General features: G+C 72.5%; 20 protein-coding genes and 1 riboswitch. Of the genes, 6 read left to right on the top strand and 14 right to left on the bottom strand.

The features are described 5' to 3' along the window. Window positions 1–68 precede the first annotated feature (68 nt). Genes ABZX90_RS26670 through ABZX90_RS26660 form a run of 3 tightly spaced genes read right to left on the bottom strand, consistent with a single transcriptional unit; the run spans window position 69 to window position 2,670 of the window. The gene (locus ABZX90_RS26670) at window positions 69–1,406 is read right to left on the bottom strand and encodes a bifunctional 3,4-dihydroxy-2-butanone-4-phosphate synthase/GTP cyclohydrolase II (RefSeq protein ID WP_355208762.1); all 1,338 of its coding nucleotides are present in this window, start codon (window positions 1,404–1,406) and stop codon (window positions 69–71) included. Beyond that, the gene (locus ABZX90_RS26665; RefSeq protein WP_355208759.1) at window positions 1,403–2,038 is read right to left on the bottom strand and encodes a nicotinamide mononucleotide transporter family protein; all 636 of its coding nucleotides are present in this window, start codon (window positions 2,036–2,038) and stop codon (window positions 1,403–1,405) included. Before ABZX90_RS26665 ends, ABZX90_RS26670 begins: the two co-directional genes overlap by 4 nt. After that, a complete protein-coding gene (locus tag ABZX90_RS26660) occupies window positions 2,035–2,670 on the bottom strand; it encodes a riboflavin synthase (RefSeq protein ID WP_351131012.1) in 636 nt (211 codons plus the stop codon). Before ABZX90_RS26660 ends, ABZX90_RS26665 begins: the two co-directional genes overlap by 4 nt. A 154-nt stretch (window positions 2,671–2,824) precedes the next feature. Next, window positions 2,825–2,955, bottom strand: a riboswitch (FMN riboswitch). A gap of 364 nt (window positions 2,956–3,319) precedes the next feature. Between ABZX90_RS26660 and sigJ the strand changes: the two genes are divergently transcribed. Both sigJ and ABZX90_RS26650 read left to right on the top strand, forming a co-directional pair. Then, window positions 3,320–4,273: an RNA polymerase sigma factor SigJ gene (gene sigJ, locus ABZX90_RS26655; protein WP_355208756.1), complete on the top strand. Its 954-nt coding sequence runs from the start codon at window positions 3,320–3,322 to the stop codon at window positions 4,271–4,273. Window positions 4,274–4,489: 216 nt separating this feature from the next. Next, window positions 4,490–5,239 carry an NAD(P)H-binding protein gene (locus tag ABZX90_RS26650; RefSeq protein ID WP_355208753.1) on the top strand — a complete coding sequence of 250 codons (750 nt, stop codon included), beginning with the start codon at window positions 4,490–4,492 and terminating at the stop codon, window positions 5,237–5,239. Between the two features lie 114 nt (window positions 5,240–5,353). Here the strand turns inward: ABZX90_RS26650 and ABZX90_RS26645 are convergent, their stop codons facing one another. Next, window positions 5,354–6,586: an ROK family transcriptional regulator gene (locus ABZX90_RS26645; protein WP_351131016.1), complete on the bottom strand. Its 1,233-nt coding sequence runs from the start codon at window positions 6,584–6,586 to the stop codon at window positions 5,354–5,356. A 131-nt stretch (window positions 6,587–6,717) separates the two neighbouring features. Here ABZX90_RS26645 and ABZX90_RS26640 point away from each other — a divergent pair, with 131 nt between their 5' ends. Beyond that, a complete protein-coding gene (locus tag ABZX90_RS26640) occupies window positions 6,718–7,929 on the top strand; it encodes an MFS transporter (RefSeq protein ID WP_355208750.1) in 1,212 nt (403 codons plus the stop codon). Here ABZX90_RS26640 and ABZX90_RS26635 read toward each other — a convergent pair. Together ABZX90_RS26635 and ABZX90_RS26630 are read right to left on the bottom strand one after the other, a co-directional pair. Next, a complete protein-coding gene (locus ABZX90_RS26635; protein ID WP_351131018.1) occupies window positions 7,889–8,347 on the bottom strand; it encodes an acyl-CoA thioesterase in 459 nt (152 codons plus the stop codon). The genes ABZX90_RS26640 and ABZX90_RS26635 overlap by 41 nt on opposite strands. A gap of 100 nt (window positions 8,348–8,447) precedes the next feature. Then, entirely contained in the window at window positions 8,448–9,749 is a 1,302-nt protein-coding gene (locus tag ABZX90_RS26630) for an alginate lyase family protein (protein ID WP_351131019.1), read from the bottom strand. 120 nt (window positions 9,750–9,869) lie between these two features. Between ABZX90_RS26630 and ABZX90_RS26625 the strand changes: the two genes are divergently transcribed. Further along, entirely contained in the window at window positions 9,870–11,261 is a 1,392-nt protein-coding gene (locus ABZX90_RS26625; protein WP_355208746.1) for a solute carrier family 23 protein, read from the top strand. On the opposite strand, the gene ABZX90_RS26620 is transcribed toward ABZX90_RS26625, so the two are convergent. Then, a complete protein-coding gene (locus ABZX90_RS26620; RefSeq protein WP_355208743.1) occupies window positions 11,243–12,349 on the bottom strand; it encodes a glycoside hydrolase family 6 protein in 1,107 nt (368 codons plus the stop codon). The two genes, ABZX90_RS26625 and ABZX90_RS26620, sit on opposite strands and share 19 nt — an antisense overlap. 172 nt (window positions 12,350–12,521) lie before the next feature. Here ABZX90_RS26620 and ABZX90_RS26615 point away from each other — a divergent pair, with 172 nt between their 5' ends. Both ABZX90_RS26615 and ABZX90_RS26610 read left to right on the top strand, forming a co-directional pair. Further along, on the top strand, window positions 12,522–13,196 hold the full coding sequence (locus ABZX90_RS26615) for a DUF5995 family protein (protein ID WP_351131022.1): 675 nt from the start codon (window positions 12,522–12,524) through the stop codon (window positions 13,194–13,196). Between the two features lie 92 nt (window positions 13,197–13,288). Next, a complete protein-coding gene (locus ABZX90_RS26610; RefSeq protein ID WP_351131024.1) occupies window positions 13,289–14,218 on the top strand; it encodes an LLM class F420-dependent oxidoreductase in 930 nt (309 codons plus the stop codon). A 31-nt stretch (window positions 14,219–14,249) separates the two neighbouring features. On the opposite strand, the gene ABZX90_RS26605 is transcribed toward ABZX90_RS26610, so the two are convergent. The 7 genes from ABZX90_RS26605 to ABZX90_RS26575 all read right to left on the bottom strand — a co-directional run bounded on the left by ABZX90_RS26605 (window position 14,250) and on the right by ABZX90_RS26575 (window position 23,726). Further along, window positions 14,250–15,944, bottom strand: coding sequence for an NAD(P)/FAD-dependent oxidoreductase (locus ABZX90_RS26605; RefSeq protein ID WP_355208739.1), 1,695 nt, complete (start codon window positions 15,942–15,944; stop codon window positions 14,250–14,252). 76 nt (window positions 15,945–16,020) lie between these two features. Continuing rightward, window positions 16,021–16,848 carry a carbon-nitrogen hydrolase family protein gene (locus ABZX90_RS26600; RefSeq protein ID WP_355208736.1) on the bottom strand — a complete coding sequence of 276 codons (828 nt, stop codon included), beginning with the start codon at window positions 16,846–16,848 and terminating at the stop codon, window positions 16,021–16,023. A 283-nt stretch (window positions 16,849–17,131) separates the two neighbouring features. After that, the gene (locus tag ABZX90_RS26595) at window positions 17,132–17,473 is read right to left on the bottom strand and encodes a DUF742 domain-containing protein (protein ID WP_351131067.1); all 342 of its coding nucleotides are present in this window, start codon (window positions 17,471–17,473) and stop codon (window positions 17,132–17,134) included. A gap of 46 nt (window positions 17,474–17,519) precedes the next feature. Next, the gene (locus ABZX90_RS26590) at window positions 17,520–18,038 is read right to left on the bottom strand and encodes a roadblock/LC7 domain-containing protein (RefSeq protein ID WP_355208733.1); all 519 of its coding nucleotides are present in this window, start codon (window positions 18,036–18,038) and stop codon (window positions 17,520–17,522) included. Further along, complete coding sequence (locus ABZX90_RS26585) at window positions 18,028–20,337, bottom strand: nitrate- and nitrite sensing domain-containing protein (RefSeq protein ID WP_355208730.1); 2,310 nt, start codon at window positions 20,335–20,337, stop codon at window positions 18,028–18,030. The genes ABZX90_RS26590 and ABZX90_RS26585 overlap by 11 nt, the downstream gene beginning before the upstream one ends. Window positions 20,338–20,508: 171 nt before the next feature. Next, the gene (locus ABZX90_RS26580) at window positions 20,509–21,993 is read right to left on the bottom strand and encodes an HAD-IA family hydrolase (RefSeq protein ID WP_355208727.1); all 1,485 of its coding nucleotides are present in this window, start codon (window positions 21,991–21,993) and stop codon (window positions 20,509–20,511) included. Between the two features lie 671 nt (window positions 21,994–22,664). Further along, entirely contained in the window at window positions 22,665–23,726 is a 1,062-nt protein-coding gene (locus ABZX90_RS26575; protein WP_351131030.1) for an ABC transporter ATP-binding protein, read from the bottom strand. Window position 23,727 lies beyond the last annotated feature (1 nt).

The following is a 23,727-nucleotide window of genomic DNA, read 5'->3' as shown; positions in this document are numbered from 1 at the left end:
CTCCTCAGTCCCGCTGTGCTGTGTTGCCGATGGTGCTGTTGTCGTGCGGTGGTACCGGTCGTGCGGTGTCACTGGCTCCCGCAGGCCGACACGGTGGTCGTGTCCAGCCAGGGCAGGTCGTGTCCCATCCGGTCCCGCTTGGTGCGCAGGTAGCGCAGGTTGTGCTCGCCCGCCAGTACGGGCATCGGCTCCCGTCCGGTGACCCGCAGGCCGTGCCGGACGAGCGCGTCGGTCTTGTCGGGGTTGTTGGTCATCAGGCGCAGGCTGCGGACGCCGAGGTCCTCCAGGATCTGCGCGCTCGCGCCGTAGTCCCGGGCGTCGGCGGGCAGGCCGAGTTCCAGGTTGGCGTCGAGGGTGTCGCGGCCGCGCTCCTGGAGCTCGTACGCGCGGAGTTTGGAGAGCAGGCCGATGCCGCGTCCCTCGTGGCCGCGCAGGTAGACCACGATGCCGCGGCCCTCGGTCTGGATGCGCTCCATGGACGTCTGCAGCTGGGGGCCGCAGTCGCAGCGCTCGGAGTGGAACACGTCGCCGGTGAGGCATTCGGAGTGGACGCGGACGAGGACGTCCTCGCCGTCGCCGATCTCACCGTGGACGAGGGCGACGTGCTCGACGCCGTCGGTGGTGGAACGGTAGCCGAACGCCGTGAACTCGCCGAAGGCGGTGGGCAGATGGACCTCTGCCTCGCGGCGGACGGTGGGTCCGGCGAGAAGTGCCCCGTTCCCGGGCGCCGTCGAGAGCTCCATGGAGCGGCGGTAGGCGATCAGGTCCTCGATGGAGATGATCGTCAGTCCGTGCTTGCGGGCGAAGGGGATCAGCTCGGGCAGCCGGAGCATCCGGCCGTCCTCGCCGGCGATCTCGACGATCGCTCCGGCCGGGCGCAGACCGGCCAGCCGGGCGAGGTCGACGGCGGCCTCGGTGTGGCCGTTGCGGGCCAGGACGCCGCCGGGCCGCGCGCGGAGCGGGAAGACGTGGCCGGGGCGCACGAAGTCGTCGGCCTGCGAGACGCCGTCCGCGAGGAGGCGCAGTGTGGCGGCTCGGTCGGCGGCCGAGATGCCGGTGCTCACCCCGTGCGCGGCGGACGCGTCCACCGACACCGTGAACGCGGTCTTCATCGACTCGGTGTTGTCGTCGACCATCTGCGGGAGGCGCAGCCGGTCGAGTTCGTCGCCCTCCATGGGGGCGCAGATCAGCCCGCGGCACTCGCTCATCATGAAGGCGACGATCTCGGGGGTCGCCTTCTCGGCGGCGACGACGAGGTCGCCCTCGTTCTCGCGGTCCTCGTCGTCGACGACCACGATCGGGCGGCCGGCCGCGATGTCGGCGATGGCCTGCTCGACGGGGTCGAGCGCGAAGTCCGAGGCGTCTTGATCGTGCCCGGTGCTGTACCAAACCGGCGCCGTTGTCATGCCGGAGCTCCTTCCAGGACGGGCTGCCCGGCCGTGCGGGAACGCAGCCACCAGTCGCGCAGGCCCCACAGGACGAGCGCGCCGTACAGGACGTAGACGAAACCGGAGAAGGCGTAGCCGTTGGCGAAGTTGAGGGGGACACCCACCAGGTCGACCAGCAGCCAGGCGAACCAGAACTCGACCATGCCGCGGGCCTGCGCGTACATGGCGACGATCGTGCCGACGAAGATGTAGGCGTCCGGCCAGGGGTCCCAGGACAGCTTCGGGTAGACGTGGAACAGAGCGCTGACCGCGAGGGTTCCCACGGCCGCGGCGCCCACCATGTACGCGCGCTCCCGCCAGGTGGCGAACCGTACGGACACCCGCCCGTCCTTGCCCTCGCCGCGGTTCCACTGCCACCAGCCCCACAGGGCGACGACGACGACCACGACCTGCTTGCCGGCGCTGCCGGTGAGGTGGCCGGCGAAGGCCGCGAAGAGGACGACGCCGGACAGGAGCTGAACGGGCCAGCTCCAGATGGAGCGCCGCCAGCCGAGCCCGAGGGCGGCCAGGCCGAACACGTTGCCGACCATGTCCGACCACTTGATGGACTGACCGAGGAGGACGAAGGCCTCGGAGTTGATCCAGTTCACTGCCCGGCCCCCTGCGCGCCGGGCAGACCGGCAGGCTGCTCGCCGCGGGCGCCGAGCAGTCGCTCGACGTACTTGGCGATGACGTCGACCTCGAGGTTGACCGGGTCGCCGGGCTGCTTGTGGCCCAGCGTGGTCAGGTCGAGGGTGGTGGGGATGAGGCTCACGGTGAAGTAGTCGGGGCCGGCGTCGACGACGGTCAGGCTGATGCCGTCGACCGTGATGGAGCCCTTCTCGACCACATAGCGGGAGAGGTCGGCGGGGAGCGAGATCTTGACGATCTCCCAGTTGTCGGACGGCTTGCGCTCGATGACCGCGCCGGTGCCGTCGACGTGTCCCTGCACGATGTGGCCGCCGAGGCGCTCGCCCACGGCCATCGGTCGTTCCAGGTTGACGCGGGACCCGACGGTGAGAGCACCGAGGCTGGAGCGGTCCAGGGTTTCCGCCATGACGTCGGCGGTGAACTCGTCGCCCTCGTGCTCGACCACGGTGAGACAGACTCCGTTGACGGCGATGGAGTCGCCGTGCTGCGCGCCCTGCGTGACGACGGGGCCACGCAGCCGGAAACGCGAGGCGTCGTCGAGCGTCTCGACGGCGGTGACCTCACCCAGCTCTTCGACGATTCCGGTGAACACTTCCCGGGTCCTCCTGCCTCATAGGGCACGGACTCCGGGGCCTGTCGATGACGACAGAATGAGCGGACCGCGGCACACCGGGAGCGACGCCGAAAGGGCACTCGTCCCGCAGGACGAGTAACGACAAACGGCAGCGCGCACGAATGCCCGCCCGCCGCGCACTGCCTCCCATCCGGACTTTAACCGTCGGTCCAGGAATTTCACCTGGTCAACCGGCCGCTGGAAGCGACCGGGTCGCGGACTGTAACCGCCGGTTCGGAATTACACCGACCCCGGAGTGCGCTGCTTCTGGTACAGGGCCAGTGTGCCACGCCTGATCGGCGCCCATACGACCACACCTCTGTGGGGTGGCTCACAGCCGATCGGCATGGACTTCCACGGAGTGGCTCATCCGGTCAACTTCCTTCGCCCGGCGCGACCTTGGGCCGTACCACGCCACCTCAATATTGGTCCATACCTATTGACGCTATGGTCTAGTCCTCTTAGTGTCCTCGATCAAGACTGCGTGATCATTGATCGTCGGTCCCCCACGATCGACCCGGCGGCGGTGACGAAGGCCCTTGCCCCGCCGCCGGGTCCCCCACGGAGCCGGCTCGGCCGCCGGTACCCACACCGTCCGCCGCATCCCGGCCTCTGCGAGGCTGGGGGCGTGACGACGAGCCTCGCCGACGAGTTCGAGACGTATCGCCCGCGCCTGTTCGGGCTCGCCTACCGCATGCTCGGTTCCGCCGCCGACGCCGAGGACACCGTGCAGGACGCCTATCTCCGCTTCAGCGGCGCCGACCGCGCGAAGGTCGAGCAGCCCGGCGCCTGGCTCGCCAAGGTCGTCACCAACCTCTGCCTCAACCGGCTGACCTCGGCCCGGGCGCGGCGCGAGCGGTATGTGGGGCCCTGGCTCCCCGAACCCGTCGCCACCGCGGACGGCACCCTCGGCCCGCTGGAGTCGGCGGAGCAGCGGGACGCCGTGTCCCTCGCCCTGCTCGTCCTCCTGGAGCGGCTCACCCCGACCGAGCGGGCCGTCTACGTGCTGCGGGAGGCCTTCGCCTACGGCCACCGGGAGATCGCCGAGGTCCTGGAACTGAGCGAGGCCAACTGCCGTCAGCTGTACCGGCGGGCGGTGGGGCGGGTCGTGGCGCCGAAGGCCCGCTTCGAGGCCCCTCCCGAGCAACAGACCCGGCTCGTCGCCTCGTTCCTGTCCGCCGCCCGCGAGGGTGACCTGGCCGGCCTGGAGCGGCTGCTCGCGGCGGAGGTCACCTGGTGGTCCGACGGCGGCGGCAAGGTCTCCGCGGCACGGCGGCCCCTCGAAGGGCGCGAGAAGGTGCTGCGCTTCCTGGCCGGCATCCTCGGCCGGACCGCGGCGGACGGCGTCCGCCTGTCGATCACCGAGATCAACGGCCGCGCCGGGCTCATCGCGCACGGCCCCGTGGCCGCCGACGGGGTCGGCAGTGTCAGCGATGTCACGGGCGTCAGCAGCGACAGAAGCCTCAGCAGCCTCATTGGAGTTGTCGCCTTCGAAGCCCACGACGGGGTGTTCACGGGCGTGCGGGCGGTGCTGAACCCGGACAAACTGGAGTTCGTGGGGCGCCAGCTGACCCATGCCTAGCCGTCACCTCCGGTGGGCCCCGCGCACGCCACCGTCACCTCCCGTCGGTTCCGCGCGCCGGTTCGTCGCACGCAGGGTCCGCGTCCGCCCTCCGACCGACGCCGGCCGCGATCGCGGTCCCGGCGCAGGCCGTTGTCACATCCGCGCGGGCTGTCCGGTCTCAGCTCACAAAGGGCGTTCCACCGGGGAGCGTCCGGCAGCGAAAGGCTGAACAGCATGACCACGATCCTGGTGACCGGCGGAACCGGAACCCTCGGCCGGCTCGTCACCGAGCGGCTGCGGGCGGACGGGCACGAGGTGCGGGTGCTCAGCCGGCACGCACAGCCGTACGCCGTCGATCTGCGCGAGGGCGGCAGCGGCCTGGACACGGCCGTCGCGGGCGTCGACGCGATCGTGCACTGCGCGACCACACCGCGTGGAGGCGACGAACGGGCCGCCGCGCAGGTCATCGCGGCCGCGCGCCGGGCGGCCGTCCCGCATCTGATCTACATCTCGATCGTCGGCGTCGACGTGGTGCCGTTCGGCTACTACAAGACCAAGCTGGCCGTGGAGAAGCTGATCGAGGAGTCCGGGCTCGGCTGGACGATCCTGCGCACCACCCAGTTCCACGACCTCGTCGCCCAGCTCCTCACCGGGCTCGCCAAGCTGCCGGTGCTGCTCCTCCCGGCCGGCGTCTCCGACCAGCCCATCGAGGTCGCCGAGGTCGCCGACCGGCTGGCCGAACTGGCGGCCGGCCCTCCCGCGGGGCGGGTCGAGGACATGGGCGGGCCCGAGGTACGCACCTTCCGCTCCCTGGCCGCCGCCCACCTCCGCGCCGGCGGGAAGCGACGCCCGCTGCTCGGCGTGCGCCTGCCGGGCCGGGCCTACCGGGCGTTCCGGGTGGGGCATCACCTCACACCGGGGCACGCCGTGGGGAAGGGCACGTACGAGGACTTCCTGAAGGCGCGCTCCACGACGACGCGGTGACCCCGGGCGCGCCCCCGCCAGGCCCGACGCGCGACACCCGCCCCGGGGATCCCAGCGCCCGGCACCCCGGCCCGGGACCCGACGCACACCAGCCCGTCCCGAAGTCCCCAGGACCTACCGCGACGACGGCGGAGCGAACAGCTCGTCCTGGGCGCCGTCGCGCGCGGTCAGCAGGGCGCCGCGCAGCACCGCGCCGCCGCCGAGCGTGCTCGCGCGCACCTCGGTCGGGAGCGGCGACATACGGACGAGCCGCCGCTCGACCCGTACGGCGAGCGCGGCGCCGCCCGCCTGGCCGACCTCACCGCCGAGGACCACACAGCCGGGGTCCAGTACGGCGATGACAGAGGCCGCCCCGATGGCGAGGCGGTCGGCGAGGGCGTCGAGGAAGCCGTCGGACGCCGGGGAGCCGGGGGCTGCCACGGCCTGCCTCACCAGCGCCGCGGCGTGCGGTTCGTGGGCGTCCGGCTCCGCCGCGACGCCGTACTCCGCCGCGAGCGCCGCGACCGCCGCCGACCCGGCCAGGGAGTGGAAGCCGCCCTCGCAGTCGGTCGCCGAGGGGAGGGTCGTGGTGCCGGGCACGGGAAGGAAGCCGATCTCCCCGGTACCTCCGGACGCTCCCCGGCGCAGGGCGCCGTCGAGAACGACGGCGGCCCCGGTGCCGTGGCCGAGCCACAGCAGGACGAAGGTGTCGCGGTCGCGGGCGACGCCGTCGCGCTGTTCGGCGAGGGCGGCGAGGTTGGTCTCGTTCTCGACGAGGACGCGGGCCTCGGGAAGCCGTTCCTGGAGGGCGGCGACCAGGCTCCGGTGCCAGGCGGGCAGACCGGAGGAGTCGCGGAGTTCGCCGGTGGCGGGGTCGATCAGGCCGGGCGCGCCGATGCCGACGGTGTGCAGCCTGCCCCACCCGCGGACGAGTTCGGGCGGGGGCGCCGCCCCGAGGGCCCCGGCCTCCTTAGCCACCCGCTCGACCAGCGCGACCGCCTGCTCCACCGCCGGTCCCGTCCCGGTGTCGCCGCCGATCGGCACGGACGCCTCGGCGAGGACGTCACCGACCAGGTCGGAGACGACCACGGAGACTCCCTCCGTACGGACGTCGAGCGCGGCCAGGTGGGCGCGGTCCGCGACGATCCCGTAGACCCGGGCGTTCGGGCCGCGCCGCTGCTCCCCCGATTCCCCGACCACGGTGATGAGGCCGGAGGCCGTGAGGCGTTCGACGAGGTCGGCGACGGTGGGCCGGGAGAGTCCGGTGAGCTGCTTCAACCGCCCTGCCGTCAAGGGGCCTTCCTGCTGCAACAGCCGCAGGGCGAGCCGGTCGTTGATGGCCCGTGCGGTGCTCGGGGATGCGGGCATGCCGGGAATCCTTCCAGATCGGCGGGCCCGCCCGGTGGGCGGGCGGCCAGCAATCGTCTATCTATCAGGCAGGGTTCCTGATAGTTTACGGCGGCAGATTGGGGCATCATCACCCGGGGAGGGGCCCGAGCATGAGTGAAGTGGTCTACGACCAGCGCGAGGTGAAGCGCGCCCGGTACGCCGTGGCGGCCGTCTTCGCCGTGCACGGAGCCGTCACCGGCTCGTTCGCGACCCGTGTGCCGTGGATCCAGGACCATGCGTCGGTCAGCGCGGGGCAGCTGGGTTTCGCCCTCGCCTTCACCGCCCTCGGCGCGTCCTGCTCGATGCCGCTGGCCGGCCGGATCACCCACCACTTCGGCAGCCGTACGGCGCTGCGCGGACTCATGACGCTGTGGACGATGGCGCTGATCCTCCCGTCCCTCGCGCCGAACCTGCTCACCCTGTGCCTGGCGATGTTCGTCTACGGCGCCACGGCGGGGATGGCGGATGTCGCCATGAACGCGCTGGGTGTCGAGGTCGAGAACCGGCTCGACAGGTCGATCATGTCCGGGCTGCACGGCATGTGGAGCGCCGGCGCCCTGGTCGGCGCGGCGGCCGGCACGCTCGCCGCGCATCTGGGCTCGGACGCGCGCCTGCACCACGCCCTGGCCGCGGCGACCCTCACGCTCCTCGGTCTCGTCGCCTGTCGCTGGGTGCTCGACCTGCAGCCCGCCGAGGACGAGGAGCCGCCGCCGCGGTTCGCGCTGCCGCCCCGGTCGGCGCTGCTCATCGGCGCGGTCGGCTTCTGCGCGGTCTTCGCGGAGGGCGCGAGCCTGGACTGGTCGGCGGTCTACCTGCGCGACCAGCTGGACAGCTCGGCCGGTCTCGCCGCGGCCTCGACCACCGGCTTCATGCTGACCATGGCGGTGGCCCGGCTGGTGGGCGACACGGTGGTGAACCGATTCGGCGCCGTACGCACCGTCCGGGCGGGCGGTGTGCTGGCCGTGCTCGGCGGGCTGCTGATCGTCGTGGCGGAGCATCCGGCGGTGGCCATGGGCGGCTTCGCGCTGCTCGGCCTCGGTATCGCGGTCGTCGTCCCGCTGTGCTTCGCGGCGGCCGGGCGCAGTGGCCCCAACCCCAGTCAGGCCATCGCGGGCGTCGCGACCATCACGTACACCTCGGGGCTGATCGCGCCGAGCCTGATCGGGTCGGTGGCGCAGGCGACGAGTCTGATGGTGTCGTTCGGGCTGGTCACGATCCTGGCGTTCGGGCTCACCGTGCTCGCGGGTGTGCTGCGCGCCGGGGACCGCGACCGCCCGAAGGTCAGTCCTGCGAGCGCAGCAGTTCCCGGCCCAAGGTCCTGAACCGGTCGCTCCACGGCGCCGGGCGCAGCGTCCCGGGGTCGAGCCGGACGAGGACACGGGTGCCCCGCGCGTAGGTCACCGCGCCGTCGAGGGAGCAGAAGCGGAAGCCGTACGTCAGTCCGGTGTTCCCCAGCCGCTCCAGCCAGAGGTGGACGGCGTACTCGCCGGGACGGCTGACCGGGGCGTCGTAGGTGATGCGCAGTTCCTTGACGGCGTTGCAGAAGTCGCCCGCCGCCTCCCAGTCGCCCTCGAAGCTCAGGCCGCGCTCATACCACAGCGCGGCCCAGGCGCGCTCGACCATGACCGGGTAGCGGGCGTTGTGCAGCAGTCCGAGCGCGTCGAGGTCGTCGAAGTGGACGGTGACGGGCAGGAGCCGTCCGTACGAGAGGGCGGGGGCGACGGGGACTTCGGCGGTCACGGGCGGGGCTCCTGGAACGTACGGCGTGCGGATGGGGCAAGCATGGCTGAAACGCCACCCCCATCCTAAGCAAACGCTCAGGAGCCCTGTCCGGGCGGGATCAGCCCGCGATCGAGTCGAGCTGCTCGGCGGCCGGCCGCAGCTCCCACAGATCGCCGCCGGGCGGCGCTTCGAGCTTCGGTACGGCCGCCCGCGCGGCCCGGTCCCCCGCGTCGGCCGCCGCGTGCACCACATCGCTCGCCGCGAAGCGGTGGAACTCCAGCTCGGGGTGGGTCCACGGCTCGGCGCCGGTGGCGGCGGGCAGCAGGTAGTCGACCGCCTCGTACAGGCTCTGGCCGTCCGGCCCGCGGTACGACCAGAGGTTCACGCCGACGTGCCGGCCGATGGCCGCGAGCCGGGTGTAGGCGACGAGGTCGAAGGTCGAGTAGTGCCAGCTGCGGGTGCGGGCCAGCTCCTGGGGCTGGCTGCCGTCGGCGGCGATCTGCGGGTCGATGCGCAGCGCGCGGGCGTCGAGCACGGTCCGCCGGGCGAGGGCCTTGTCGCCGGTCGCGTAGGCGAGGGCGGCGAGCTGCATGTCGTAGAAGGTGCCGTGGTTGTTCCGGGCGGCGCCCTCCTCCTTGCCGAAGGCGCTGTCCGTCAGCCAGTCGCGGTAGCCGGTGTTCCAGTCGAGCATCGCGGCCCTGTCGCGCCGGGACCAGCCGGGGGCTCCGGTGTCCAGGACGGCGATCGCGTCGAGAACGCTGGTGTAGGACTGCGAGAAGTCGATCACGCCGATGGCCCGGCCGTCGTACTTGCAGGGGATGAACTGGCCGTGGTCCAGGTTCGGGTTCATCCTCGTCGCCGGGTCCAGGAACCAGGTGCGCAGGACCTGGGCGGCCTTCTCGGCGTACTGCTTCCTGCCGGTGTAGTACCAGGCGAGAGCGAGGTCGTACGTCGAGTCGAAGACCTTCTCGACGTCCTGGCGGTCGGTTCCGGTGTCCACCTCGGGGTTGCGCTGCCCGTCGCGCTGGACGTAGGGGCAGCCCCAGGGGTTGTCTGCGGTGGCGGGCCGCGAGGGCCACCAGTAGGGGGCCTGGCTGAGGTAGTCGTGGACATCGCCGCCGGGGGCGGGCTTCGGTTTGTCGACGACCGTCCAGGGGCCCTGTTCCAGCCAGTTGTCGGCCCGGGCCGTCAACGCGCCCAGCGAGCGGGCGAGTCGGCGGTCGCCGTGGTCCAGCCGGATCCGGGTCCGCTGGAGCCGCCCGCCGTCGAGGACCGCGGTCCTGGGGATCGCGGGCACGGCATGGGCGGACGCCGGGGGGACGACAACGGGCGCGGTACGAGCGGACGCCGAGGGGACGACGACGGACGCGAGCGCGACGGCGGCCGCCGCGACCACGCCCATTCGGGATCGTGCACTCACAGAACACTCCGATCAGACATATGAACGACGTTCATGAGTAGGACCGTGTGAGCGTAGAGCCGCTGGTTACCCCTGACAATGGTCCGGACAAATTCACGTACAGAGAAAGCGATTCTCACCATGGATCTCGGCGTGCGCTGGAAACTGCACGGCGACGGGCGGACTCCCGCCCCGGGAGCGGTCGTCCGCCCCGACGAACGCCTCTCCTGGCCCCGGACCTTCGGGCTCGGCGCCCAGCACGTGGTGGCCATGTTCGGGGCGTCCTTCGTGGCGCCCGTCCTGATGGGACTCGACCCGAACCTCGCGATCATGATGTCCGGTGTCGCGACGGTCGTCTTCCTGCTCGCCACCCGCGGCCGGGTGCCCAGTTATCTGGGCTGTTCGCTCTCCTTCGTGGGCGTCGCCGCCGTGATCCGCGCGCAGGGCGGCACCAGCGCCACGGTGACGGGCGCCTGCTTCGTGGTCGGGGTCGTGCTGTTCCTGGCGGGTCTCGCCGTGCGGCGGTTCGGGGCGAGGATCATCCACGCCGCGATGCCGCCGATCGTGACCGGCGCGGTCGTCATGCTGATCGGGTTCAACCTGGCGCCGGTGACCGCGTCCACCTACTGGCCGCAGGATCAGTGGACGGCGCTGCTCACGATGCTGGTCACCGGAGCGGCCGTGGTGTGCCTGCGCGGTTTCTGGTCACGCATCGCGATCTTCCTCGGGCTCGTCTTCGGCTACGTCATCTCCTGGGCCCTCGACCGGATCCTCGGCCGGATCCACTCGATGGACGCGAGCGGCAAGGTCACCGACCACTGGCGGCTGGACCTCTCCGGCGTCGGCCGGGCCGACTGGATCGGGCTGCCGTCCTTCCACGGACCCTCGTTCCAGTGGTCGGCGATCCTCGTCGCGCTGCCGGTCGTGATCGCGCTGGTCGCCGAGAACGCCGGTCACGTCAAGGCCGTCGGCGAGATGACCGGCGACCCGCTGGACGACGAACTGGGCACCGCGATCTCCGCGGACGGTGCCGCCTCCATGCTCTCCACGGCGGTCGGCGGCCCGCCCAACACCACGTACTCCGAGAACATCGGTGTGATGGCCGCGACCCGGGTCTACTCCACCGCCGCCTACTGGGCGGCCGCCGGCTTCGCCCTGCTCTTCGGGGTGTGCCCCAAGTTCGGCGCGGTGGTCGCGGCGATCCCGGGCGGCGTCCTCGGCGGCATCACCGTCATCCTGTACGGCATGATCGGGCTGCTCGGCGCCCAGATCTGGCTCAACGCCCGGGTGGACCTGCGCAATCCGCTGAACCTGGTGCCGGCCGCCGCGGGCATCATCATCGGCATCGGCGGCGTCACCCTGAAGTTCACCGACAACTTCTCGCTGAACGGGATCGCGCTGGGCACCATCGTCGTGATCACCGGGTATCACGCGCTGCGGGCGATGGCCCCGGCGCATCTCAGGCAGGAGCCCCTGCTCGACTCGGGGACGTCGTCGTACGACGAGTCCGGGGATCAGCGCGCCAGTTCATAGGCGTACTCGGCCGAGAAGGTCCCCGGTGTGCCCCGGCAGCCGTCCGACTCGCCCGGCGGCTTGACCCACAGATAGGCGTCGATCCCGGCCTCCCCGGTGCTCAGGGTCGGCGCCTGTCCGATCCTGCGGCCGGCCGGATCGCACCACTCGCCGTCGGCGGGGGCGCCGTTGCCGTTGCGGCTGGTGTCGATGACGGCACCGAGGCCGGCGGGCCCGCCGAGCGCGGCCAGCACCCGCCGGGCGTAGGCGATCTCGTCGCCCGTCCGGTTGAAGTTGGAGACGTTGGTGAAGACGCCGTCGGAGGAGGCGGGCGAGGCCGCGCCCGCCCGGCGGAGCAGCGCGGCCTGCTGGGCGGCCGGGTTCCAGTCGGAGTGGCCGGCGTCGTAGTAGACCCGGGCCCTGGGGTTCGCCGCCTTCAGGACGCGGCCCGCGCGGGCCAGGGAGGCGAAACGGTCGGCCCGCCCGCTCTCGGTGAGACAGTCGGACTGGGCGATCGAGTCGGGCTCCAGGACGACGACGACCTCGCCGGAGCCGAGCCCCGCCGCGAAACCGTCGATCCAGCCGTCGTACGCGGCGAGGTCGGGCGCCCCGCCCTCCGAGGCACCGTCGCAGTCGCGCTGCGGGATGGCGTACGGCACGACGACGGGCACCCGGCCCCGCGCGGAGGCGGCAGACGTCACGGCCCCGACGCGCGCGGCGATGGTGGACGGCGTGAAGTCGGCGAACCACACCGCGGACGGGCGGTCGGCGATCCGGGACGCGATGACCGCGCGCCGGGCGTCACCCGGGTGGGTGTCGACCCAGTCGCGGACCTGGGTGTCGGGGTGACGGTAGAGGAGGGCGGGTACGGCCACGACGGGCTTCCTCCCGGTCGGCGAGGGCGCGGGGGCGTGCTTCGGGGAGGCCGACCTCGACGCGGACGGCGCGGCCGAGGTGCGCGACGGCGTCGGCGAACCGGGAGGCGGGCCGAGGCCGGGCGACCGGGGCACCAGCGGTCGCGCGTCCTTCGAGGGCTGCCCGTCGTCGAGCGCGGACACCATCCCCGTCACGGTCCCGACCGCCACCACGACCGAGGCCGCGGCAACCATGACACCTCGGGCGGCGGACCGCCCGCGTCCGGCCCTGCGCTCCGCCGACCGCTGGGCACGTAAGCCTGACACGTACCGCTCCCCCACTCCCGCCCCGGCCGCGTTCCCCCGTTCTGGGGAAGCCCCCGGCCCGGCGGCACTTCGGCCACCCTAGGACTGGGACGCTGCCCCCATGGCGCAGTCGGCACAGTTCACCACCCCCGTTGACGCGGTCGTCTCCCGTATGCGCGCCCTCGACGTGAGGCTCCCCGAGCGGGACGGTCTCGCGGTCTTCAACCGCGTCTACCTCACCGTCACCGAGGAGTTCGACCGGCACCTGGACGCCGGGGTCTTCCCGGACCGCCGGGCCGCGATCACGCTGGACGTACGGTTCGCGGAGCGCTATCTGGCGGTGGCCGAGGAGGGCCGCGCACCCGCCTGCTGGCGGCCGCTGCTGCAGTTCCGCCGCCATCCGGGAGTACGCCCGCTGCAGTTCGCGCTCTCGGGCATCAACGCGCACATCGGGCACGATCTGGCGCTCGCCCTGGTGGACACCTGTCGTACGCTCGGCTGCGAACCGGGGGACCTGGAGGACGAGTTCGACCGCGTGGGCGATCTCCTCGTCTCGCTGGAGGAGCACATCCGCGAAGATCTGATGCCGGGCCCCGACCTGCTCCAGATCGCCGATCCGCTCACCCACCTGCTCGGCTCCTGGAGTCTGGAGCGGGCGCGTGAGGCCACCTGGGCGGCGGCGCGGACCCTGTGGGCGCTGCGCGGACTCCCGGACCTGGCCGAGGAGTTCTCCGAACGCCTGGACGCCGTGGTGGGCCTGGCCGGCCGGATGCTGCTCACTCCCCTGCCGACCTGATCCGGCCACGCGGCCCGGTCCTCGGCGGAACTCGGATCGGATCACTGTACGTTGAATCATCGGCACACCCTGATGCGAAGGAGCACCCAGGTATGGCGACGCGACTCGGCCTCACCCTCCCCCAGATGAAGCAGTACCACCTCGGACGGGACGTGCCCGACGTGGCGCGCGCCGCGGAGGCGATCGGGTACGACAGCCTGTGGGTCTTCGAGCGAGCCCTGTTCCCGGACCCCCCGACCCAGGGGCTGTACGGCGTCGAGGGGCTGGCCTGGCCGGAGGGGTACCGCGGCGTCGCCGACCCCTTGGTCACCCTGACGCTCGCGGCCGCGGTGACCGAGCGCGTAGAGCTCGGCACCAGCGTCCTGGTCGCCCCGCTGCACCTGCCGTTCCAGCTCGCCAAGGCCCTCGCCTCGCTCGACGCGGCGAGCGACGGCCGGGTCGTCGCGGGTCTCGGCACGGGCTGGTCGCTCGACGAGTACGCGGCGGCCTCCGCGCGGCCCTTCGAGGAGCGCGGCCAGGCCCTCGACGAGGTGATCGGGGTGTGCCGCGCGGTGTGGGGTCCCGACCCGGTGGTCTACGACGGCACGCTCACCAAGATCGCGTCGGCCGTGGTCGGTCCCAAGCCGGCCCGGCCGATCCCGATCCTGCTGGCCGCCAACACCGGAAAGGCGCGGCGCCGACTCGTCGACCACGCCGACGGGTGGATGCCGATCGGCATGGGTGTCGAACAACTGGCCGCGCAATGGACCCAGTTGCAAGACCTGGCCGCCGAGCGCGGCCGCACCGAGCCGTTGCGCACGGCGCTGCGGACCAACCCGCAGTACACCGCGAAGGGCTACGAGGGCGGGGACCGCCGGCCCTTCCAGGGCGGCGTCGAGCAGATCATCGAGGACCTGGTCGCCCACGCCGAGATCGGCCTCGACGAGATCTTCCTCGACCTTCAGAGCTCGGTGCGCGACGCCCAGGAACTGAAGGACGTGGCCGCCGAGGTGTACGAGGCGGCGCGGGCGGCCGGGGTCTGACCCGACCGCCGCGTCACGCCGTGCGGAGGGCTCAGTCCTCGGGGAGTTCCACCGGCGCGATCTCGTCGTAGACGTCGCCGGGCCCGGGGTTGGTCGGGTCGGTCGTCCCGCCGAGCTGGTGCATGACGCCCCAGACCGCGTTCAGCGCGGTCTGGACGGCACCCTCGGCCCAGCCGGCCGTCCAGGAGATGTCGTCGCCGGCGAGGAAGATGCCCCGCTTGTCCTCGGGCAGCCCGTCCTGCATGAAGTGCGTGAACAGGCGGCGCTGGTAGCGGTAGTGGCCCGGCAGGTTGGCCTTGAACGCGCCCATGAAGTAGGGCTCGTTCTCCCAGGACACGGTCACCGGGTTGCCGATGATGTGCTTCCTGATGTCGACCTTCGGGTAGATCTCGCCGAGCGACTTCAGCATGACCTCCATCCGCTCGCTCGCGGACAGCGGCAGCCACTTCAGGCTGTCGTCGCACCACGTGTACGAGAGGCAGATGACGGCGGGCTTGTCCGGGCCCTCGTCGAGGAGGTAGGTGCCGCGGGTCATCCGGTCGGTGAGCGTCATCGACATGACGTCACGGCCGGTCTCCTCGTCCTTGTCGAGCCAGAACGGCCGGTCGACGGGCACGAAGAGCTTGCTGGACTCCATGTAGTGCGTGCGCTCGATCGCGGTCCAGTGGTCGATCGGGAAGAGCGAGTCGTCGCAGGCGACCTTGGAGAGCAGCATCCAGGACTGCGCGGTGAAGATCGCCGCCTTGTAGGTACGGATGTCGCCGTTCGCGTCCGTCACCGTGATGCCGTTGCCCGCCGTGCGGTTCAGCCGGGTCACGGCCGGGCGCGGGGCGCCGTCGTGCAGCGTCGACAGCGAGGTGCCGTACGCCCAGTGGACGATCTTCTCCGGCTCGCGCTCCCACAGGCGCAGCGGAAGCTGCTGGGAGCCGCCGACGATGCCGCGGTGGTGGTCGTCGGCCTCGGTGTAGACGACGCGCAGGATCTCCAGGATGGAGTTCGGGAAGTCGGTGTCCCAGCCTCCGGTGCCGAAGCCGACCTGGCCGAAGATCTCGCGGTGCCGGAAGGACTTGAAGGACTCCGACTCGCAGAGGAAGCCGTAGAAGGTCTGGTTGTCGAGCTTCTCGACGAGCTTCGACCAGATCTCCCGGATGCGCGGAACGTCGCGCTCCCGTATGGCCTGGTTCATGTCGGAGAAGTCGGCGCCGTCCTCCAGGCAGGCGTTCCAGGCGTTCATCACGTCGCGGTAGACCTGCGGCAGGTCGTCGACGGACGTCGCGTAGTGCGACTCGCCCTTGAGGTCGACGACCGTCGAAGGCGTGGACTCGGCAAGGGGGTTGGGGAACGGACGGGTCTGGAGGCCGGCCAGGTCGATGTAGTGCTGGAGGGCGGTGGAGGACGGCGGGAACCGCATCGCGCCCATCTCGGCGGTGAGCGAGGGGTCGCAGCCCTCGAAGCCCACCGTGCGCAGCCGGCCGCCGATCTCGTCGGCCTCGTACACGACGGGCTTGAGGCCCATCTTCATCAGCTCGTACGCGGCCACGATGCCGGACAGTCCGCCGCCGATGACCGCGACCTCGGTGCCGTGCTCGGTCGCGGGTATCTGCCCGAGGCCCGCGGGGTGCGCGAGGAAGTCGTCGTAGGCGTAGGGGAAGTCCGGGCCGAACATGGTGATCGGCGGCTGCTGCACGTCGGCGTGCTGGACGGCGTTGGGCACGGTGGACGTCATGGGGTACGGACTCCTTGCGCGAAAGCTGGTGAGGGGAGGGCTTGCGTGACCGGCCGGGGACAGGCCTGGCGGGAGGTCAGGCGAGGGACCCGTAGAGGCCGGGGCGGCGGTCCTTCAGATACGGGTTCGCCTCGCGCGAGGCCGCGAGGAGGACGGGGTCGGCGTCCGCCAGGACCAGTTCCTCGCCGCGGCCCGCCCGGGCCCGGGCGACTCCGTCGGGCGAGGCCAGCGTGGACAGTCCGACGAACTCGAACTCCCCTTCCGGACCGGTGCGGTTGACGTAGGCGATGTACATCTGGTTCTCGAAGGCGCGCACCGGGACGACGGACTCGGCGACGAACTGGAACGGGTGCATCTGCGCGGTCGGCACGAGCAGCAGGTCGGTGCCGGCGAGGGCGTGCGCGCGGACGTTCTCCGGGAACTCGACGTCGTAGCAGATCATGAGGCCGACGCGGAGGCCGTCCAGTTCCGCCTGGACGACGATCTGGTCGCCGGGTGTGAAGTGGTCGTGCTCGAAGCAGCCGAAGAGATGGGTCTTGCGGTAGTTCGCGAGCCGGGCGCCGTCGGCGGAGATCAGCTGCACGGAGTTGAAGACGTTCGCTCCGCCGTCGGCCGGGGAGTCTTCGTCCTCACCTCGTCCGGCCTCGCGCTCGGGGTAGCCGTAGGCGACGGCCACGCCGTGCCGGGTGGCGATCTCGGCGACCGCGTCGGCGGAGTCGCCGTCGGCGGGCTCGGCGAGACGCGCGATGTCGTCGCCGATGGCGTAGCCGGTCAGGAACATCTCCGACGTCACGATCAGCCCGGCGCCCGCCGCGACGGCGCGTCCCGCGGCCTCGTCGAGCACCTTGAGGTTCTCGACGATCGAGCCGGGGCGGCCGGAGCTCTGGAGCAGGGCTGTGCGCATGCGGGTTCTCCACCGGTACGAATGGGGGATTCGGGGGTCAGATAGACGGTACGGTCGGCGGGCTCGGGGGGACAAGAAGGACCCGTTGCGCGCCACCGAACGAATCATTGCGTGCGCCCGGCCTCCGGCGGCGATTCGTTGCGCGCGGCGCCGCGCACCCCGGTCAAGGCCCCGATTCCCGTGGAGACGCAGGTCACAGGGGGGGTTCCCCGCCCCAGGACGGAGGCAGGGCGATGCCCGGGAATTCCGGCCGCTCCGGCTGTCCCTCCGGCGCGCACGGCGCTCACAGTTCGCGCAGCCGCTCCACGATCTCGCGCAGCAGTTCGGGGTCGGCCGCCGGACCTCCGTGCGGAGGCCGGTGCGGCTCGTCGATCCGCACCAGACCGGACTCGGCCAGGTCGCCGAGCAGCACGCGGACGACGGTCAGGGGCAGGTCGGAGTCCGCAGCGAGCTCGACGACCGGCCGGGGGCCGCGGCACAGCAGGTCGAGCAGGGCGGTCGCGGCATGATCGACACCGGGCTGTCCGGCGTCCGTCTCCAAGGCGGTGACCTGCGACATCAGATCGATGACATGCCGGTCCGAGGGCCGGGTCCGGCCCCCGGTGACGGTGTAGGGCCGCACCATCGGCCCGGTCTCGTCCTCGTACCAGTGCTCGTCGGTCACGGGCGGATCAGGGGCCCGCGGGGTCGGCCGACGAACGGACGGCGGCGGCCATGTGGCGGCCGACGCGGCGGACGAGCAGTGCCATCTCGTGGGCGAGCTGACCGACGTCCGTCTGCACCTCGCTGAGCACGGCCAGCCGGCTTCCGTCACCCGCCGGGGTGATGAAGAGGTAGGCGTCGTCGAGCATCACCATGGTCTGGCGCACCTGACCCGCGGCGAAGCGTTCGCCCGCCGAACGGGCGAGGCTGTGGAAGCCGGAGCAGACGGCGGCGAGGTGCTCGATGTCGCGTCTGCGCATGCCGTCCGAAAAGCTCAGCGGGAGACCGTCGGCGGTGAGGAGCACCGCCTGGCGGACGTGGTCCGTTCTGGCCACTAGGTCGTCGAGCAGCCACCCGAGATCGGTACCGGGCCGATCGGTGTCGCCGTCGTACCCGGAGACGCCACCCGTCGGCTCCGGGCTCCGGGCCTTGAGGTTCCGGGCCTCAAGCGTCTGGGCGGGGTGCTCTGGGAGCTGGTCAGGGCGCATCGTCGGCGTCCCTCCCTTCCTCGATGTCGTTTCGCTGCGCCGAGACGGACCGCGGGCGGCCGGACTCGCTGGTGCCCGGCTGCGTGGGCAGACCCTTGCGGCCGCGGTCGAGGCCCCGCTGGAAGGCCCCGAAGACCGCGCGCATCTCCTCCGCCGTGACCTCGCGCTCCGGCGTATCGTCGGCCACCGGCCCGGCGGTACGCAGCTCGGGTGCGAGGGCCCGCTGGCGGACCCGGGTGGGCAGCACGGGAGGGCCCGGTACCGGAGCGTCCTGCGGGTCGAGGCCGACCTCGAGCTCGCGCCGCGCCCTTCGCTGCTCCGGGAGGACCGCGGTGCCCCTACGCGAGGGCAGCCCCACCGGGTCCGCCCCCATCGCCGTACGCGCGGACTCCACCGGTGCGAGAACCGCCTCCGGCAGCAGCACCACCGCCGTCGTCCCGCCGTACGGCGAGCGGCACAGCGTGACCGTGATGCCGTGCCGTGCGGCGAGCCGCCCCACGACGTACAGCCCGAGCCGGTCGTGCCGGGTCGGGTCGAAGTCGTCCGGCGTGGTGAGGGTGCGGTGGGCCTCCTCGATCTGTTCCGGCGCGAGACCGAGGCCCCGGTCGTCGATCTCCAGGACGAACCCGCCGCCGGCCCGCCCGGTCCGCAGGGTGACCTGGGTGTGGGGCGGTGAGAACACGGTGGCGTTCTCGACGAGTTCGGCGATCAGATGGACGACGTCGGCGACGGCGTCCGCCGCGACGCCCACCTCCGGCATCGGGGGGACCACGACGCGCGCGTACTGCTCGATCTCGCTCACCGCGGAGGACACCACCTCGGCGACGGGTACGGGCCGCCGCCAGCGGCGGCCCGGGGCCGAGCCGGAGAGGATGATCAGGCTCTCCGCGTGGCGCCGCATGCGCGTGGTGAGGTGATCGATCCGGAACAGGTCGTCCAGGACGTCCGGGTCGTCGGTGCGCCGCTCCAGCGTGTCGACGAGCTTGAGCTGGCGGTGGACGAGTGCCTGGTTGCGGCGGGCGATGTTCAGGAGCACCGCGAACAGCCCGCGGCGCAGGGTGGCCTGCTTGACGGCGGCCTCGACGGCGGCGAGCCGGGCGGTGTTGAAGGACCGGCCGACCTGGCCGATCTCGTCGTCCACCGCCTCCGCGTCGGCCAGGGGCGGCGCCTCGGCGGCGGCGTCGACCTCCTCGCCGGCGCCCAACCGCTCCATGACATGCGGGAGCTGACGGTTGGTCAGCAGGTCGGCGGCGTCCCGCAACGACTCCAGACGGCGCGAGATGCGCCGTGCGCCGCGCACCGCGAACCACAGGGACAGCCCGACGGCGGCCAGACCCAGCACACCGACGATCGCGGCCTTGGCCAGCTCCCGGTAGGCGAACGCCCGCCCGCGCTCCGCGGAGTTGATCGCCGACTGGGTGCACAGCCGCATGTAGCGCTTGACGGCGCGGTCCGTCGTGGTACGCCAGGAGCCGGCCGCGACGGCCCCGCCCGCACGCTCCGCACCCGCCCGCAGCAGGGCGTCCTCGCCCCGGGTCAGCTCCCGGTGGAGGTCCTCGCGCTGGAAGTCCTCGAAGAGGGCGCGCGAGTCGGCCGGGAGGTCGGGCACATAGGTCCGCTCGAAGACCCGGCGATCCTCGATCGTCGCGGTGAGGGTGTCGTACTGGCGGTCGGTGAGCGTTCCGGCGGCCCGCGCCCCGGCGACGAGGGCGTCCTCGCGCGACACGAACTCCCGCACCCGCACCAGCTCGACGACGACCTGCGCCTCGCGGGCCAGTTGTCCGGCCTGGAGCGCCGTGAGCGCGGACTGGACGTCGAAGCCCGGTTCCACCAGGGCGCTGTATTCGGCCACGGCCCGGTCCCAGGTGACGGCGTGGGTCAGCACCCGCCCGCGCAGCCCCTCCAGCCCGTCGACGGAGTCGAGCACGGCGTCGAGCACGTGCCGCTGACCACCGGAGAGCCGACCGCGGTCCCCGTCCCGGATCGCCGTGCGCATCGCGGTGACCGCGCGGTCGGTGCGACGCTCCTGCGCCAGCAGGTCGAGGGCCGCCGTCGTCCCGCGCCCCCCGCCCAAGTACGCGGCCGCGAGCCGCCGTTCGATCTGGATCTGGCCGATCGCCGTGTCGACCGGCGTGCCGAAGGAGTTGTACACACTCTCCAGGCGGACGAGAGCTCGCAGTTCGCCGGTGACGGACACCATGGCGAAACTCCACAGCGTCATGAGGGCGATCACCGGAGCGAGTGCGAGGGCCACGATCCGCGTGCGGACCGTGGTCGGACGGCCGAAGGGCCAGCGCATGGACTCCCCAGGACGACAGGACGAATCGGGTGGCCGGGTGACGTGTGGTGACACATCGGTGTTACTCACGGGTAGCGAGGCGGCTCAAACTAGTGGATGACATGCCCGGACCGCAATGGTCCCGACTGACTCACCGTTCAATGCCCACGGCCCGCCGCCCGGCCCGTCCCGTCAGTCTCCGCGCGGCACGGCGAAGACGGTGACGACCGCCGCGTGGTCCGAGGGCCAGTCGTTGTCCGCGACGTCGGGCCAGGCACGCGGGGTGCCGCTGACGAGGGTGCGGGAGTCGACGACGGCCAGGCCCCGGTGCAGGACGAAGTCGATCCGGTCCTGCGGTTCCTGACGCCCGCTGCCGTCCTCGTGCTCGGTGTGGACGGGCGACCAGGTGTGCCCCGGGTCCCGTACCGGGTCGGGGTGAGCCTCGCGGTAGGAGTCGCGCAGGCCCGCCTCCTCGGCGGCCTTCGTCACCGGCCAGGCGACTTCCGGCCAATCCAGGTGCGAGGGCGCGTTGAAGTCCCCGACCAGGACGACCGGAACGGACGCGTCGGCCGAGGCGGCGATCCCCCGCAGGATCTCCCGCATCCGGTCGAGCCGCCCGCTTTCGTGCGCGATCAGTTCGGCCGCCGGAAGCCCGTCGAAACGGGCCTCGTAGGGGCCGTACGGCGCGCAGTCGAGGTGGGCGCTCCAGACGTCCACCCGCCGCCCGCCATCCAGTCCGATCCGGACGCCGGTCCCCCCGTAGAAACCGACGTCCGGGTCGCCCAGCCGGGCGGTGATCGGGTAACGGCTGATGATGCCGAGGTTGTCGCCCGCCCTGTGGTGGTACCAGCCGAGGGCCTCGGCGAGTTCCCGCGCCGAGTCCCCGTACGTCTCCTGGAGGCCGACCACGTCCGCGCCCGTCTCGGTGATGACCTTGAGCTGCTTCTCGCGGTACCCGTCGACCTTGGTCCCTCCGTACCAGAGGTTCCAGCTCATCACCCGCAGCTCGCCCGGGGCGACCATCGCGCGCAGCCGGGCCGGGGACACCTCCTCCAGGCTGCCGAGCACGGTGCGGCCGGCCGCGGGGGCGATCGGCGCGAGCGAGGGCACGGCGAGAACGGCGCAGCCCGCCGACTCGGCTGAGGTGACGCCGGTCTGGGTGTCCTCGACGGCGACGCAGGCGGCGGGGTCGACGCCGAGGGCACGGCAGGCGGCGAGGTAGGGGTCGGGGGCGGGCTTGGTGCGCTCGGTGTCGTCGGCGGTGACGGAGACGGCGAAGCGTTCGGCGCCGAGCGCTTCCAGGACGGTGTCGGCGACGGCGCGCGGCGAGGCGGTCACGAGGGCGGTGGGCACGCCCTCGCGGGCGAGCGCGTCGAGCAGTTCCCTCGCCCCGGGGCGAGGGACGATGCCCGTGCGGACCCGGTCCGCGAACTGCTGGTGCAGCTCGGCGGCGATCACCCCCGCCGACGCGCCGGTGACCCCGGCCAGCCAGGCTGCGGTGTACTCGACGGGCCGTCCGAGCACCTGTGGTTGATCCACTCCCGTCAGTGCGTGCCCGAATCCGTCGGCCACCTGCTCCACCGCCTCCCACCACAGCCGCTCGGTGTCCACGAGCGTGCCGTCCATGTCGAACAGGACGGCCTGGAGGGGGAGTCGGGCGGTGGGGCGGTGGGTCACGGGGTTCTCTTTCCTCGGTGGGGGGATTCGGGTGGGGGGCTCGGATTGAAGGGGCGGGCGAGGTGGGGCGGGTGACGTGGGTCGTGAGGTGGAGGCACGCGGTGCCATGCCCTGTGGGGCCGCCCCAAGGTGCGCCCCGCAGGAAGTGGCCCGCAGGGAGTGGCCCGACGGCGCGAGGGCCGTAGCCCCGCGGACCCGCGTGCACGGGGCCGCGGGCCCGGCCACCCGGGTCGTACGGCACCGGCCGAGCGTCGTGCTCTCCCAGCCGCGCGCTGCCGCTGCCGGCCCCGGTGTCCGGGGCCGCGGGCCGGCTCGCCCCGCAGGTCGGTGCCCACCACCTGATGCGCGCCGCCGGACACCCCCGTGCCCCGGCCGTACGGCATCGGTCGCAGCGCCCGACACTCCCCCGCGGCGCGGAGCACTACGCGAGGTGCCGCGGGCGTACGAGGGCGGCGGGCGCTCCCGCAGGCACGGCCGGTGTCCGAGGCCGAGCAGGGCGGTTTCCGCCTCGCTCAGCGGGGGCGGCGACCTGCGGTGACCGCTGCCGCCCCGTGCGGCACGGCACCGGACGCGCGGCCCGGCGACCTGCCGGGTGCGTCGGCCGACGCGGTTCCGGACGCCGTGCCCGGCTCGGTGGCGCGTGGCCTCGGGTGGGCGATACCGGGGACTCCTCAGCTCGTGCGCTCGGCGACCAGGACCGGGCGGTCCGGCAGGGCGACCGTCACGGCGGCGCCCGAGGCGAGCGTCGCGGCCTCGTGCGTGGGCAGGTCGGCCTTGACCTCGGTGCCGTCGGCGAGCCGCACGGTGACGCGGGTGGCCGCGCCGAGGAACGCGGTGGCCACCACCCGCGCGTCACCGGCGTCGTCGGCGCTCACCCGGACCGCCTCGGGCCGTACCAGCACATCCACCTCTCCCGCGGCGGGCGCGTCCCCGTCCACCGGCAGCCGTCGGCCGAGCACCTCGACCCTGTCGCCGTCGAGGCTCCCCGGAATCCGGCTCATCGTGCCCACGAACTCGGCGACGAAGGCGGTGGCGGGTCGCCCGTACAACTCGGCGGGCGACGCGCACTGTTCGAGCTGTCCGGCCCGCATCACCGCGACCCGGTCCGCCATGGACAACGCCTCTTCCTGGTCGTGCGTCACGAACAGGGTGGTGATGCCGAGCTCCAGCTGGAGCCGGCGGATCTCCTCGCGCAGCGAGAGCCGCACCTTGGCGTCCAGCGCGGAGAGCGGCTCGTCGAGCAGCAGGACACGGGGCCGCAGGGCGAGCGCCCGGGCCAGCGCGACGCGCTGCTGCTGGCCGCCGGAGAGCTGGTGCGGGAACCGCTCCCCCTTGTCCCCGAGTCCGACGAGGTCGAGCAACTCGGCCGCGCGGGACTTCCGTTCGGCCGTACGCACCTTGCGCATCCGCAGCCCGAAGGCCACGTTGTCCAGGGCGCTCAGATGCGGGAAGAGGCTGTACGACTGGAAGACCATCCCGGCGTCGCGGCGGTGTGCCGGAACGCGCGTGATGTCCTCGCCGTCGACCAGGACCTCGCCGGAGTCGGGCTGTTCGAACCCGGCGAGCATGCGCAGCGCGGTGGTCTTGCCGCAGCCGGAGGGGCCGAGCAGGGCGAGAAGTTCACCGGGCCGGACGGTGAGGTCCAGGCCGTCGAGGGCGACGGTCGGGCCGAACTCCCTCCGGAGCCCCCGGAATTCGACGGTGGCGGCCTTGTCGAGCGTGGCGACGGTCATA

The organism is Streptomyces sp. NPDC002935 (genome assembly GCF_040611295.1).
Lineage (GTDB): Bacteria > Actinomycetota > Actinomycetes > Streptomycetales > Streptomycetaceae > Streptomyces.
The sequence above is the reverse complement of the archived record's forward strand: the minus strand, read 5'-3'. Positions and strand labels throughout refer to the sequence as shown.